This is a genomic window from Acidovorax sp. 69 (genome assembly GCF_002797445.1).
Classification (GTDB): domain Bacteria; phylum Pseudomonadota; class Gammaproteobacteria; order Burkholderiales; family Burkholderiaceae_C; genus Acidovorax.
On record NZ_PGEP01000001.1, the window covers coordinates 3,661,087 to 3,674,097 of the forward strand.

General features: G+C 64.0%; 13 protein-coding genes. 6 read left to right on the forward strand and 7 right to left on the reverse strand.

Going from position 1 to position 13,011, the window contains the following annotated elements; genetic code table 11:
• Positions 1-6: 6 nt before the first annotated feature.
• From CLU85_RS16745 to CLU85_RS16765, 5 genes are read right to left on the reverse strand one after another with little or no spacing between them, the layout of a single operon-like run.
• The gene (locus tag CLU85_RS16745) at positions 7-915 is read right to left on the reverse strand and encodes an EamA family transporter (protein WP_100411251.1); all 909 of its coding nucleotides are present in this window, start codon (positions 913-915) and stop codon (positions 7-9) included.
• Complete coding sequence (locus CLU85_RS16750) at positions 912-1,922, reverse strand: NAD-dependent epimerase/dehydratase family protein (RefSeq protein ID WP_100411252.1); 1,011 nt, start codon at positions 1,920-1,922, stop codon at positions 912-914. Before CLU85_RS16750 ends, CLU85_RS16745 begins: the two co-directional genes overlap by 4 nt.
• Positions 1,919-2,854 carry a bile acid:sodium symporter family protein gene (locus CLU85_RS16755; protein ID WP_100411253.1) on the reverse strand — a complete coding sequence of 312 codons (936 nt, stop codon included), beginning with the start codon at positions 2,852-2,854 and terminating at the stop codon, positions 1,919-1,921. Before CLU85_RS16755 ends, CLU85_RS16750 begins: the two co-directional genes overlap by 4 nt.
• Positions 2,855-2,864: 10 nt before the next feature.
• The gene (locus CLU85_RS16760) at positions 2,865-4,199 is read right to left on the reverse strand and encodes an NAD(P)/FAD-dependent oxidoreductase (RefSeq protein WP_100411254.1); all 1,335 of its coding nucleotides are present in this window, start codon (positions 4,197-4,199) and stop codon (positions 2,865-2,867) included.
• The gene (locus CLU85_RS16765; protein WP_100411255.1) at positions 4,196-5,044 is read right to left on the reverse strand and encodes an SDR family oxidoreductase; all 849 of its coding nucleotides are present in this window, start codon (positions 5,042-5,044) and stop codon (positions 4,196-4,198) included. Before CLU85_RS16765 ends, CLU85_RS16760 begins: the two co-directional genes overlap by 4 nt.
• A gap of 88 nt (positions 5,045-5,132) precedes the next feature.
• Here CLU85_RS16765 and CLU85_RS16770 point away from each other — a divergent pair, with 88 nt between their 5' ends.
• The 6 genes from CLU85_RS16770 to CLU85_RS23170 all read left to right on the forward strand — a co-directional run bounded on the left by CLU85_RS16770 (position 5,133) and on the right by CLU85_RS23170 (position 9,523).
• Positions 5,133-5,885, forward strand: coding sequence for an IclR family transcriptional regulator (locus tag CLU85_RS16770; protein WP_100411256.1), 753 nt, complete (start codon positions 5,133-5,135; stop codon positions 5,883-5,885).
• A 6-nt stretch (positions 5,886-5,891) separates the two neighbouring features.
• On the forward strand, positions 5,892-6,269 hold the full coding sequence (locus tag CLU85_RS16775; protein WP_369858243.1) for a hypothetical protein: 378 nt from the start codon (positions 5,892-5,894) through the stop codon (positions 6,267-6,269).
• A 136-nt stretch (positions 6,270-6,405) separates the two neighbouring features.
• Positions 6,406-7,374 (forward strand): MBL fold metallo-hydrolase, encoded by a 969-nt coding sequence (locus CLU85_RS16780; RefSeq protein ID WP_100411258.1) that lies wholly within the window; start codon positions 6,406-6,408, stop codon positions 7,372-7,374.
• On the forward strand, positions 7,352-7,966 hold the full coding sequence (locus CLU85_RS16785; RefSeq protein ID WP_100411259.1) for a histidine phosphatase family protein: 615 nt from the start codon (positions 7,352-7,354) through the stop codon (positions 7,964-7,966). Before CLU85_RS16780 ends, CLU85_RS16785 begins: the two co-directional genes overlap by 23 nt.
• Before the next feature lie 357 nt (positions 7,967-8,323).
• Complete coding sequence (locus CLU85_RS16790; protein WP_100412605.1) at positions 8,324-9,211, forward strand: transglutaminase family protein; 888 nt, start codon at positions 8,324-8,326, stop codon at positions 9,209-9,211.
• 141 nt (positions 9,212-9,352) lie between these two features.
• On the forward strand, positions 9,353-9,523 hold the full coding sequence (locus CLU85_RS23170) for a hypothetical protein (RefSeq protein WP_008902830.1): 171 nt from the start codon (positions 9,353-9,355) through the stop codon (positions 9,521-9,523).
• A gap of 139 nt (positions 9,524-9,662) precedes the next feature.
• On the opposite strand, the gene CLU85_RS16795 is transcribed toward CLU85_RS23170, so the two are convergent.
• Both CLU85_RS16795 and CLU85_RS16800 read right to left on the reverse strand, forming a co-directional pair.
• The gene (locus CLU85_RS16795) at positions 9,663-12,200 is read right to left on the reverse strand and encodes a PAS domain S-box protein (RefSeq protein WP_100411260.1); all 2,538 of its coding nucleotides are present in this window, start codon (positions 12,198-12,200) and stop codon (positions 9,663-9,665) included.
• Between the two features lies 1 nt (position 12,201).
• The gene (locus CLU85_RS16800; protein WP_100411261.1) at positions 12,202-12,996 is read right to left on the reverse strand and encodes an ABC transporter substrate-binding protein; all 795 of its coding nucleotides are present in this window, start codon (positions 12,994-12,996) and stop codon (positions 12,202-12,204) included.
• Positions 12,997-13,011: the final 15 nt, after the last annotated feature.

Consider the following 13,011-nt stretch of genomic DNA (forward strand, 5'->3'; position numbering starts at 1 on the left):
GGAATTTTAGGGAGCACGCCGTGCCCGCCACCAGCCTCCGGCCTGGTTCACCACCAGGCCACACAACACCGCCGCCGCGCCCGCCCATTGCAGTGGCAAGGGCGTCTCGCCCAAAAAGGCATAGGCGGCCCACAGCCCCACCACGGGAACCAGTAGCGAAAACGGCGTGACCCGCCCTGCTGCATGGCGCTGCAGCAGTTGGGTCCACAGCGTGTAGGCCAGCAGGGTGGCCAAAAATGCCAAGTAGCCCACGGCAAGAAGCGCTGTGCCATCGATGGCCTGCAATTGCGCCACGACGCCGCTGGCACTTTCGGTCCACACCGCCAGCGCAAAGAACGGCGCGATGGGCACCACGCTGCTCCACACGATGAACGGAAACGGTGCATAGGCACCGGCTTGCGCCGCGCGCCGCACCACCAGGTTGGACACCGCCCACATGAACGCCGCCCCCAGCGTCAACACAAAGCCCGCCAGCGTCATCTGCCCGGGCCCTTCGCCATGGGCCAGGCCAATCGTCATCAGACCGCCAAACGCCAGCAGCAAGCCCCACCACTGCCAGGGCTTGGCGCGCTCGCCGAGCAGCGGAGCAGCCAGCAGCAGCGTAAAAAATGCCTGCGTCTGCATGACCACCGAGGCCATGCCCGCCGTCATGCCCAGCTGCAAGCCCAGAAACAGAAAGCCGAACTGCCCGAGCCCCTGCGCCAGCCCGTAACCAACCACAAAGCGCCAGGGCAACGACGGGCGTGGCACAAAAAGCAAAAAAGGCAGCGACGCGGCAGTGAACCGCAGGGCGCCCAGCAGCATGGGGCTGAGCCCCTGCAAGCCCAGCTTCATCACGACAAAATTCAGCCCCCAGATGACGACCACGGCCAGCGCCCGCAGCAGGTCGCCACGGCTCAGTGCGCGGGCCGTCATGCCAGCGCCGGGCGCACGGACGCCGTGACCGGTCGGCCCTGGCGATCCCGGGCAGCCACAAAGGCATCGAACGCCTCGGCGCTGGTCTTGCCGGGTACGTAGCCCAACACCTCCTTGAGCGCCGTGTTGAGCAGCACCGGGCGGTAGCGCAGAAAGTCCAGCTGCTCCGACCCGTAGCGACTCACGCCCAGCGTGGAGCCAACCGCCAGCGCGGCGCGCAGCAGGCCTGCGGGCAACTCCAGCACCGGTTTGCCCAGGCGCCGGGCAATCTCGCGCAATGGCAACGCGCCATCCCCCGCCAGGTTGAAGCAGCCCGCGCGCTGCGTGCGCAGCGAATGCACGATGGCACCCGTCACGTCCTCGTCCCAGATAAAGACGAAAGGGCTCTCGCTGCCACGGATGGCCAGCAGGCGTGGCTTGTCGAACAGCGCCGTGATCTGGTTGTCCACGCGCTCGCCCAGGATGGTGCCAATGCGCAGCACGGTCTGCGCCAGCGCGGGATGTTGGGCGCGGTACTGCGCCAGCATTTCTTCGACCAGCCGCTTGTGGTGCGAATAGGCAAACACTTCATTGCCGCGCAGTGCATCGGTTTCACGCAACCAGTCCGGGTTGTCGGCGTGGTAGCCATACGCGGCCCCGCTGGAACTGACCACGATGTGCTGGACCCCCGTGGCCACGCAGGCATCAAGCACATTCTGGCTGCCGAGCACGTCCACAGAATATTCAAATTCCCGGCTGGAGCCCTTGCCCGGCGTGACGATGGAAGCCAGATGCACCACGCTGTCGATGGCATGGGCGGCCAGCGTCTGCGCCAGTGCCGGGTCGCGCACGTCCAGCACCACATAGGTCACACCGGGCAGGCGGCGCTCGGCAGGCACTTCCCGCACATCGGCGGCCACGAGGGTGGAGACGCCCTCCCGAACCAACGCAGCCACCACGCCGCGCCCCAAGAAGCCATCGGCCCCGGTGACCAGAACACGGCGCGTGTTGAACGTCGATGCAGTCATTCGCCGTTCCCCTTGCCATTGGCCACCGCTGGCACCACGGCCGGCCTGCGCCCCCACCACCCCGCGAGCGCCAGGCCCGCGATGATGTCCCAGAAGCCCCACACACCTGCCACCACGGCCATGCCACCCAGGCCTCCGAAGAAGCTGAAGATCAACACCAGGCCCAGCCCCGCATTGCGGATGCCTACTTCGATGCTCACGGCACGCCGGTCATAGTCAGAAAGGCCACTGAGCCGCGCGCAGGCATAGCCCGTACCAAAAGCCAGTGCATCGTGCAGCACCACCGCCAGCAGCACCAGCGCCACGTAGTCCAGAAAGTAGCGCCAGTTGCCCGCCACGGCGCCAAGGATGAAGCCAATCAGGCAGACAAAACTCAGGATACGCACGGGCTTGTGCACCCTTTGTGTGAAGCGCGGCAGCTTCTCGGCACACAGAATGCCCAGTACAAACGGCAATCCGATGATGACCACGATGTGCCCCGCCATCTCCAGCGGGTCGATCGCAATGGCCCGCAGGAGCGGCGCCGCCGTAGGATGCATGCCGCCCCAGAACGCGAAATTGAGCGGCATGAGCACGATGGCCAGCGCATTCGATATCGCCGTCATGGACACCGACAGCGCCACATTCCCGCCTGCCCGGTGCGTGAGGATGTTGCTCACATTGCCAGGCGGGCAGCACGCCACGAGGATCATGCCCAGCGCAATGCTGGGGCCGGGCTTGAGCAGCAGTGTGAGCGCAAAGGTCACCGCAGGCAGCACGATGAACTGGGCCGCGATGCCCACCGCCATGGCCCCGGGCATGCGCAGCACGCGCTTGAAGTCGGCCACGCGCGTATCGAGCGCAATGCCGAACATGAGAAAGCCCAGCACCACGTTGAGCGCCACGAGCGATGCAGGGTTGAAATTGAGGCGTATTTCGTCGACAGGCAGCATCGTGGGCCTTTCAGGCGAGGGCCGCCGAGGCTGCCCGCACCGCGTTGCGGTAGGTGTCTTTGTGCACGTAGTACGCCATGCGCTCCAGCTTGAGGTACTTGAAACCGCCTGACAGATCGGGCTGCGGGCCCGCCTTGGCTTGGCGCAGGGCTTCGGCACGCGGAGACCCCTCGGCTTGCGCCTTGAAGAAGCGCGCCATCAGCTCGGCCTGTTCGTAGCGGCCCTGCCAGCCGATGCCACTGGCCTCGATCATGCCCATCACCGCCAGGTTGTCGAAACGCGGCGACAGAATGTTGAGATACAGCTGCGGCGCCATGCCCTGCCAGTTGAGCAGGCTGTGGTCGATGAAGGGGTAGTGCAGTTGGTAGCCCGTGGCGCAGAGCACCAGGTCGTAGTCCTGCGCGCGGCCGTCTTTGAAGTGCACGGTGTGGCCGTCAAAGCGGGCGATGTCGGGCTTCACATGAATATCGCCATGGCCCAGGTGGTGCAGCACCAGCGAGTTCACCACGGGGTGCGACTCATACATCTTGTAGTCGGGTTTGGGCAGGCCAAAACGCACCGGGTCGCCGGTGAACCACTGCAGCACCACGCTGTCGACTTTTTGCTTGAGCCAGGGCGGCATCTTGAACTTGCCACCCAACGTGTCAGCGGGCTTGCCGAACACATATTTGGGAACGAAGTAATAGCCGCGCCGCACCGACAGATCCACGCTGCGCGCGTAATGCACCGCGTCTACGGCAATGTCACAGCCCGAGTTGCCCGCGCCCACCACCAGCACGCGTTTGCCCTTGAACAGCTCGGCGCTTTTGTAGGCGCTGGTGTGCAGCAGTTCGCCATCAAACTGGCCTTCAAAGCGCGGCATGTTGGGCTCGGCCAGCGTTCCGTTGGCAATCACCACGCCCTTGAACTCTGCGGTTTGCGCGGGGCCGCCGTGCTGGCTCCAGGTGATGCGCCACAGCGGCGCATTGCCCTCGCCCACGGGCTCCACCTTGAGCACCCGCGTGCCAAACCCGTAGTGCGGGCGCAGGGCAAAGTGCTCGGCAAAGTCCATGAAGTACTGCCGCATCTCGCGGTGACTGGGGTAGTCGGCGACCTCGGCGCGCATGGGGAACTCGGTGAACTCCGTCGTGTGTTTGCTGGAGATCAGGTGGGCCGACTCGTACACCGTGCTGCGCGGGTTTTCGATGTTCCACAAACCGCCTACCTCGGTGTGCGCTTCAAAGCCCTGAAAAGGAACGCCCAGCTTTTGCAGGTTGCGGGCAGCCGCCAGGCCGCTGGGGCCGGCGCCAATCAGGGCGATCTGGGTGCGGGTGTCTGCCACGGTGGGTTGTGTCTCCGTTGTCATGTGTTCTTGCTTTCATTTTTTATCGGTGTTTCTGCAGGCAACGGCAGGCCCGGAATGGCCGTTGCCCCCGCCTCGCCCACGCGTGGCTTGCGCGGTTGACCCAGCAGCAGGCGGTCGTGCAGGGCATCGGGCAGCAGGTTCAGCAAGCGGGCCAGCCAGCCGATGCGCGCGGGCAGCACGATGTGGGTGCGGCCGTTTGCAACGCCTGCCAGCAGGGCCTTGGCAGCGGCGTCGGGCTCCATGAGGCCCGGCATGGCAAAACGGTTGCCCGCGGTGAGCGCGGTGCGCAGATAGCCGGGGCTGACTGTGCTGACTAAGATGGATTCACTGCGCAGCTCGGCACGCAAGCTCTCCAGGTAGCGAATCAACCCGCCCTTGCTGGCGCAGTAGGCGCCGTTGCCCGGCATGCCGCGCCAGCCCGCAATGCTGGCCACACCCACCAGGGCGCCGTGCCGCTGCGCGCGCATGACTTTCACAAACGGTTGAAACGTGGTGGCCGCGCCCAGCAGGTTGATCTCCAGCATGCGGCGCAGCACAGCCAGGTCATCGGCTTCGGCAGTGTCAAAACCGCCCGCCACGCCCGCGTTCGCAATCACAAGATCGGGCGCTGCGCCCGAGCGCGCCATCCAGTCGGCGGCCATGGCTTGCATCGCGGTGCTGTCGGCCACATCGGGCGTGTACACCGCACAGCGCTCAGGCGCCAGCGCTGCCAGCGCCTGCAAAGCGGGCCTGTGCAGCCCCACCAACGCCACGGCGGTGCCTTGCCCGATCAGCTCCCGCGCCAGGGCCTGGCCCAGGCCACCACAAGCGCCCGTGAGTACCGCGTTCTGAAAAGTCACCGCCATGCCCCCCGTGAAATGTTGGTTTGCAGCTTAGCCACAATGCTCAATAATCCCGAAATGTTTTATGGATTCGTCTCGAATTCCGAGATTTATGACCAATTCATCACCCAGCCTGCGCCTGTTTGAACTGCTGGAAATCATGTGCGCCCGCGGCCGGCCCTTCAGCTTGGCGGACGCCATCGAGGCATCGGGCTGGCCCAAGCCCAGCGTGCACCGCATGCTGGGCCAGCTCGAAAGCGGCGGCTTGCTGGCGCGTGAGCCCGATGGCCGCCGCTACACCCCCGCTCCACGCCTGCTGCGTCTGGCCGAAAGCGCCCTCAGCGCGGGCACCCAGCATGGCGTGCGCCACGCGGTGCTACGCCAGTTGGTGGCAGACATCGGGGAGAGCTGCAACCTCACGGCGCTCAGCGGCGCCGAGGTGATTTACCTCGACCGTGTGGAATCGGCCTTTCCGCTGCGCATGGAACTGCGGCCCGGCACCCGGGTGCCCATCCACTGCTCAGCCAGCGGCAAGCTGTTTCTGGCCCACCTGTCGGCTGCGCGCCGGGCGGCCATCCTGGACGGCCTGCCCCTCACCCGCCACACCGCGACCACGTTGATCCACCGCGCCGCCCTGGAGGCCGAGCTGGAGCAGATCCTGCGGCAGGGCTACGCCACCGACGCCGAGGAGTTTGTGGATGGCCTGGTCTGTGTCGCCGTGCCCGTGGTGGGCAGTGGGCAACGCCAGGTACGCTGCGCGGTGGCACTGCAGGCACCAGCGGCACGCATGCCGCTGGCACAGGCGCTGCAGCAAGTGACCCGCCTGGGCGAAGCCGCCAAGGCACTGAGCCGCACCTGGGCATGACTTTGAATGACGAAGATGAACCTGAAATACCTGGATTTTGACTACAGCGAAGACGCGGACGGCGTGGGTACTTTTGATGCCATGGCCAGCGTGTCGCCCGCACAGATTCCCGCATTGCACGCCGAGATCGGCGCGTTGCTGGCCTGGGCGCACCAGCATTGGCCCGATGCCTGCGGCGCCTTGGAAGACGGGGGCGAATGGCACTACGACCTGCAGGGCGTGCAGGAGGTCAGCACACCGCTGGTACTGACGTTTGATGACACTGCCGGGCAACTGCGCACGGAGGCAGGCAGCCCCACCCCGCCCCGGACCACGATCACCCTGACGGTCAGTGGCAACGCTGCCTTTTGCGCTGCGTTGCGCGAAGCCTTCGAGATCGAATAGCCACCCAAAATGGGGTTAACCCCAGTTGCCAGCAAAAGCCCCACGTTGCGAACAGGTTAGCGCTCAGGCACGCGAACTCCTCTCGGGCAACGCTACAGTTGCAACTCATCAGTTCAACTTAATACCGGAGAGTTTCATGCTGTCACGCCGCCACTTCCTGAGCGCAAGCCTGGCCACCACCGTTTACGCAGCGGGCTCCTTCGTCCCCGTGTGGGCCCAGAACGCGCCCAACTTCGGTGCGCCCACCCTGCCCAGCCCCGGCTTTCGCCGCATGAAGGTGGGCGATGTGGAGGTGATTGCGCTCAACGATGGCATCACGCGCCGCCCACTGGGAGAAGAATTTGTAAAAAATGCGCCACTGACCGAGGTGCGTGCACTGCTGGCGTCCCAGGGACTGCCCACCGACTACATCGACGTGCCCTACACGCCTTTCCTGGTGGTGGCAGGCGCGCGCAAGATCCTCATCGACACTGGACTGGGCGAGTTTGGCGGCGCCACCACAGGCAAGCTGCTCGACAGCCTGCGCGCGGCGGGCCTGCAGGCAGCCGACATCGACACGGTGCTGATCAGCCACTACCACGGCGACCACATCAATGGCATCCGCAACAAGGCGGGTGAGTGGGCGTTCCCCAAGGCCAAGGTGATGGTGCCCGCAGCCGAACACGCGTTCTGGATGGACGACGCCCGCATGGCTGCAGCGCCCGCTGGCATGAAGGGCGCGTTCGAAAATGTGCGCCGCACATTTGCCACCATGCCTGCCGACACGCTGGTGCCGTTTGCCGCAGGCGCCGAAGTCGCACCGGGCATCCAGTCGGTGGCGGCCTATGGTCACACGCCCGGCCACACGCTGTTCGAGTTGAAGTCTGCAGGCCAGAACTTCTTTTACGTGGCGGACCTGACCAATGTACCGGCGCTGTTTGCACGCAACCCCGACTGGGCCGTGACGTTTGACATGGATGCCGAGGCCGCGCGCAGGGTACGTCGTGAGGTGTTCCAGCGCATCACGGCGAGCAATGCCATGCTGGGCGGCTTCCACTTCCCGTTCCCGGCATTCGGTCGCATGGCGGCGTCGGGAAGCGGTTATGCCTTCCAGCCTGCCGCCTGAAATGCAGATCAACCGGCGCACTTTTCTGGCCACAGGTACTGCGGGCACCCTGGTGCTCTCTGCACTGCCCGCCTGGGCACAACAGGAAGCGAGCGCAGAAACCCTGCTGCGCCAGGGCGGTGTTGTGGCCGTGTTCCGCCACGCGCTGGCCCCCGGCACCTTCGATCCACCGGGTTTTCGCCTGGGCGACTGCAGCACCCAGCGCAACCTGAACGACGAAGGCCGGGCACAGGCCCGGCGTATCGGTGACTGGTTCAAGGAGCGGCAGTTGCAACCTGCCAAGGTGCTTTCCAGCCCCTGGTGCCGGTGCGTGGACACCGCCACGCTGGCTTTTGATTCACCGCAGGTCTGGCCCGCGCTCGGGTCTCCGTATGGCGCACGCGAGACCACCGGGGCAGCCCATCTGCGTGAACTGCGCGCAGCACTATCAATAGCCTCTGCACGCAGCAACGGTTTTGAGGTGTGGTTCACCCACATGTTCGTTCAGTCCGATCTGGCCAACGACAGCACCCGCTCAGGCGACGCCCTCATCGTGCGGGTTGATCGTGGCGCACAACCCCGGGTATTGGCCAAGCTCTCCGTGACAGGCTGAGCACAGGCCATCCGCCTACAGCCTGCGGGCGCACAAGCGCCTATCCTGAAGCGGCGTTATCGCTGCGGGATATCCCCGTCGTGCACTGCGCACCGGGAGATGCTGATGAAAACCACCACCAAATCTGTTGCGCGGGCGCCTTGCCGTCTCACGCAAGGCCACCACACAGCCAGATGGCGCGGTAAAGCGGTGTGGCCGTGCGTGGACGCATAGGGGCGAAGATCCATGGCACTCAGCAACAATACCGCCCACAGTCCTTCCTGGCCGCAGGCCGCCAACCGCGTTTCGGCAAACGGCTTGCCCCCTTCCGTTGAACAACCTGCTCCAGCGCTGCGCACTACGTCGGGCCGCGTGCGCATGGAGTTGCAGATTGATCTGCAGTACGAGATCGACTCCTACGGTGCCGATTTCGTGTTCAACATCCATGCAGCGCAAACCGCCCACCAAACCGTCAGCAATGAACGACTGACCCTCAACCAAGGCATTGCGCACCAGGTCCACACCGACCCGGCCACAGGCACGCGCTACCTGCGGCTGCACGGCGAGCCGGGGCTCTTGGCGCTGACCTACGCTGCCACCGTAGACATTGCCCATCACCGGGCCGACCCAGCGCCACTGCAAGAGGTACCCATGCGAAGCCTGCCACAGGAGGTGATGGGTTACATCTACCCCAGCCGGTACTGTCAATCCGATCGCCTTCTGCGGCTGGCGCTCAATGAGTTTGGCACCCTGTGGCACGGATACAGCCGGGTTCAGGCCATCTGCGACTGGGTGCAGGCACATGTGGCCTTCACCTCCAACACCTCCAACTCCAACACGTCGGCGGTGGATACGCTGGTGGAACAAGTGGGCGTCTGCCGGGACTTTGCCCATCTGATGATTTCGCTGTGCCGCGCCATGAACATCCCTGCGCGTTTCACCACCGGCACCGACTACGGCGCTGACCCCGCCCTGGGCCCGCCAGACTTTCATGCCTATGTGGAGGCCTATCTCGGCGACCGGTGGTACCTGTTTGATCCCTCTGGCACGGCCATTCCCATGGGTCTGCTGCGTTTTGGCACCGGCCGTGATGCGGCGGATGTGGCGTTCGCCACCATCTTCGGGGGCGTGCGGGCACAACCTCCCGTGATCCATACCCGCGCCGTCGAAGACCCTGCCCGGGGCTTCGTCCTGCCTCATCACTGCACCGAAGCGCTTTCAACAGACTCTGGCGGTGGCGTGGCCACGAGGTTTGTCCCGCAGTGAAAGCACCGCTTCATGCGGCCTGGCGCCTGTTTCCACAGGTGCGCCCCGCGCGCGGCGGGGTTCCAGAAAAGCCTGCGGAAAGGCCGTGAACCCAGCTGTGGCCTAATATCACTCTTTTTTCCACTATCTCAGAGACCTACCATGGGCAACAAGATCGTCACCGAAGCAGACCGCAAGCGCACACCCCAACCCAAGCCAATGCCCGGCGTGACCCTGAATACCCCCGGTCGTGGCCAGCGCGTGAGCCTGGAACGTGGTGTTGCAACCCGCAGCAAGAAGAACCCCGGCAAGCGTTCGCGCAAGGGCGGTTAATTCGCCAACGGGGCGCCACCACGGTGCCCCCGCCCCATAAAAAAGCCCTCCAAGGAGGGCTTTTTTATGGGTGAGTGCAAGGTTGATAGGGTCACACCGTGTCAATGCCAGACGGCAACCGGCAAACGCCATGCCTGAATTACTCCAGCGGAGCTGGCATCGTCTCTGCCTGACCGCGCGGTGGCAGCACGATATGGAAGGCAGCGCCGCTGGCCGGTACGTTCTTGGCAAAAATATGCCCTCCCATCGCCTCCACGATCGTTCGGCAGATGGCCAAGCCCAGGCCGGTGCCACCAGACCCGTCCTTGGTCTTGCTTGACTGCACGAAGGCTTCGAAAATACTTTCCAGCTCTGTCTCTGGAATACCCGGCCCCTCGTCCTGTACCACCAGATGTGCCTGACCCTTGGCGTCCATGAACCCCTCCAGTGTGATCGTGCTCCCCGGGGGGGAAAACTTGATGGCATTCGCCACCACGTTGCGAATCACCTGCTGAAAACGCAACGGATCGGCCTTAGCCACCAAAGGCGTGTCGGACATGCGCACATCCATCATCAGATGACTGCGCTCCAGCAGCGGCTCCAGTTCACGGATCACGGGGCGCACCACTCCGCGCAAATCAATGCGCTCCATGTGGAAGGTGCCCACAGTGCTTTCAAGCTTCGAGACTTCCAGCAGGTCATTGACCAGGGTCAGCATGCGTTTGCCGGCCAAATGGATGTCTTCAAACATGCCTGCCAGTTTGGGCTGGGCACGCCCACGCAGCATGCCCAATTCAGCAAAACCCAGAATCGACTGCAGGGGGGTGCGCAGTTCATGGCTCATGTTGGCCACAAATTCGGACTTGGAGCGCGACGCCTCTTCCGCGGCATCGCGGGCCTCCTGCGTGGCGCGCTCCGCTTCACGAAACTCGCTCACGTCCATCAAGATGCTGAGCACGCCTGTCACCCGGCCATGCTCATCGGCAATGGCTGCCTTGGCCAAACGCGTATCACGCCGCGATCCGTCGCCATGGCGCACCTTGACTTCTACCATCGCCCTCCCGCCCCAACGCAGCAGCTGGGTATTGGCGGACTCGTGCACCTTGGCCTCGTCGGGAGGCACGCAACGGGCCAGCTCCTGCCCCAACACGGTATCACGCGACTTTCCCTTGTACTCTTCCCAGGCCTTGTTGACCCGCACAAAACGGTCTTGGGCGTCTGTCACCGAGATCGGCAGGGGATTGGTCTCCAGCAGCAAATCCTGAAACGCGATCTGTGCCTGCAGCTGTTGTTGCGCCACCCAGCGCTCGGTCACGTCCACCGCACTGCCCGCAAACCCCACAATACGCCCGTGGACGAGTAACGGAACGGCAGCCAGCTGAAACATCATCTCTTTGCCGTCCTTGAAACGCGCAAGCGCCTGGCATACCCGCACGCCCTCTGAAGAACGCACGTCCAGGGCCTTGAGCACATCCTTGCGACTCTGGGGGTCCACAATTTCCTGCAGCTTCTTACCGATGGCACTGTCCACACCGTCACCGGTGAATGCGGTCCAATGGGCATTTACATAGGTAATGGCGCCTTCGGCATCGGTGCGAAAGATGAGTTCCTGCACGCTGCGCATCAGCACCGAAAGCTCGCGCTCATTCTGGGCAATGCGGGTGTGCGCGGCGTCCACGGCAAGGCGCGCAGATGCTCGCGTCCGCACGCCACGCCAGACGGCGAATGTCAGCCCCAGCACCATGAGAATCAGTGCAGCACCAATGCCAAGCAAGCCTCCGGCATCTGCCAACCAGCGCTGCAGGGCGTGGCGACGGGACTCTTCAACAATCACCACCAGGGGCTTCGTGCTCGACGCCCTGAAGCCAATGATCTGGCGGTCCCCCAAAACCCCCGCCCCTGTATAGGTCGCATACTCCTGGCGTGGCAAAAACCGGGTGAACACAGGAATCTGGTCCACGCGCTTACCCACCAGATGCGCAGCAGCACCCGAAGTTGCCAAAACCAGGCCATCGTAGGAAGTCACCACCGAATCGAACGAATCAGCTTCCAGAGTGAGGTGCTGAAAGTTCGCCAGAGAATCGGTGTTGATCAATGCCACCAGCGCAAGCCCGTGCCCAGCTTCGGTTTTGTAACCGTACAACACCGGCACAAACGACACCCCGGCGGGTGCCTTGACAGGCGCTTCACGCAGGCGGATGGCCTGCAGGCCCCGCCCCGGTGTCAAGGCGCCCATCAGGCTCTGCCCCTCGACGACCTTGGGGCCCAGCAGAGACAGATCCACAAACATCTCGGCATCGCCCGCCTGCGTGCTGGCGATCACGCGCCCGCCAGCGTCAACCACCGCCAAACCGCGCAAGAAGGATAAGCCTGCCAACGCCTGGCCCAGCGCTTCTTCCATGCGATGGGGCTCTGTGGTGGCGGATACCAGCGCAGGCGAGGTTGCAAGGGCTTCCAAGGCCAGTTCGGTGGTTTCCACGGTTCGCGTGGCCTGGTCCTCCAGAATGCGCGCCAACATGGCTGCATGGGAATGGTCATTGGTGTTGGCACCCCGAAAATCATTCACAGCCAACGCACTGACCGCCATGAGGGTCCCCAACGCCGACAGCCCTCCGGTGACCAGAACCAGGTGACTGGCATTCGACACCCAGGCCTGTACCCGCAGCAGCAATGATGCGCGGGGGCGTTTATCCGCCATATCAGCGCACCACAATCGCGCTCAGCCCATGGTGCCCTGCTGCACGCTGCAAGCGGCCATCGGCTTTGATGCGCGACACGAAGGCGTCCACAGTCGCCAACCACGCGTCATCTCCCCGCTTCACCGCATAGGCATAGGGGAGCACAGAGAAAGGCTCTGGTGGCTCGACCAACTTGGCCCAATCGGCGTTGTCCAGCAAACGCCGACTGTAGGGATAGTCGGTCATGAACACATCCACGCGGCCAGCGACCAACTCCCGCTCACGCGTGGCTGGCAGCTTGATCTTCACCACGGTGGCGCTCTTGAGGCGCTGCAGCATGATGGGCTCCATGAACGTACCCGCCTGCACGGCCACCATCACGCCCGGCTTGTCGATGTCTGACCACTGCTTGACCACGGCATTGCTCTTGGTCGTGATCGCGTAAATGTCGCTGCGCAGGTAGGGCTGGGTGAAGGCCAGTTTTTCCATCCGCTGCGACAGCATGCCAATCGCATACATCGCCACGTCGCACCGGTCCTGGCCCAGATCCTCAATCAAGGTGGGGAAGGACGACTCCACATACTCCACCTTGGCCTTGAGATCGCGCGCCAGTTCGGCCGACAACTCGATGTCAATACCAACCAGCTCTTGTGTTCGCGGGTGACGGTAGGTCACGCCGTAGTAGTCAGGCCAAATACAGACTTTCAACACGGATTGGCTCTGCACGCGGTCCATCACCGGCCCGGCCAGGACGCCCGTCGAACATGCCGCCAGGCACAGGCCCGCCGCCACCATCCATCGATTCAACACATTCATTCTCAGGACTCCTTG

What these genes read in the sequence shown, in the direction of transcription:
- CLU85_RS16765 (WP_100411255.1), bottom strand. Translation starts at nt 5,044, where the DNA reads ATGGCGGTGACTTTTCAGAACGCGGTACTCACGGGCGCTTGTGGTGGC.
- CLU85_RS16790 (WP_100412605.1), top strand. Translation starts at nt 8,324, where the DNA reads ATGGAGTTGCAGATTGATCTGCAGTACGAGATCGACTCCTACGGTGCC.
- CLU85_RS16780 (WP_100411258.1), top strand. Translation starts at nt 6,406, where the DNA reads ATGCTGTCACGCCGCCACTTCCTGAGCGCAAGCCTGGCCACCACCGTT.
- CLU85_RS16770 (WP_100411256.1), top strand. Translation starts at nt 5,133, where the DNA reads ATGACCAATTCATCACCCAGCCTGCGCCTGTTTGAACTGCTGGAAATC.
- CLU85_RS16760 (WP_100411254.1), bottom strand. Translation starts at nt 4,199, where the DNA reads ATGACAACGGAGACACAACCCACCGTGGCAGACACCCGCACCCAGATC.
- CLU85_RS16755 (WP_100411253.1), bottom strand. Translation starts at nt 2,854, where the DNA reads ATGCTGCCTGTCGACGAAATACGCCTCAATTTCAACCCTGCATCGCTC.
- CLU85_RS16785 (WP_100411259.1), top strand. Translation starts at nt 7,352, where the DNA reads ATGCCTTCCAGCCTGCCGCCTGAAATGCAGATCAACCGGCGCACTTTT.
- CLU85_RS16795 (WP_100411260.1), bottom strand. Translation starts at nt 12,200, where the DNA reads ATGGCGGATAAACGCCCCCGCGCATCATTGCTGCTGCGGGTACAGGCC.
- CLU85_RS16750 (WP_100411252.1), bottom strand. Translation starts at nt 1,922, where the DNA reads ATGACTGCATCGACGTTCAACACGCGCCGTGTTCTGGTCACCGGGGCC.
- CLU85_RS16800 (WP_100411261.1), bottom strand. Translation starts at nt 12,996, where the DNA reads ATGAATGTGTTGAATCGATGGATGGTGGCGGCGGGCCTGTGCCTGGCG.
- CLU85_RS16745 (WP_100411251.1), bottom strand. Translation starts at nt 915, where the DNA reads ATGACGGCCCGCGCACTGAGCCGTGGCGACCTGCTGCGGGCGCTGGCC.
- CLU85_RS16775 (WP_369858243.1), top strand. Translation starts at nt 5,892, where the DNA reads ATGACGAAGATGAACCTGAAATACCTGGATTTTGACTACAGCGAAGAC.
- CLU85_RS23170 (WP_008902830.1), top strand. Translation starts at nt 9,353, where the DNA reads ATGGGCAACAAGATCGTCACCGAAGCAGACCGCAAGCGCACACCCCAA.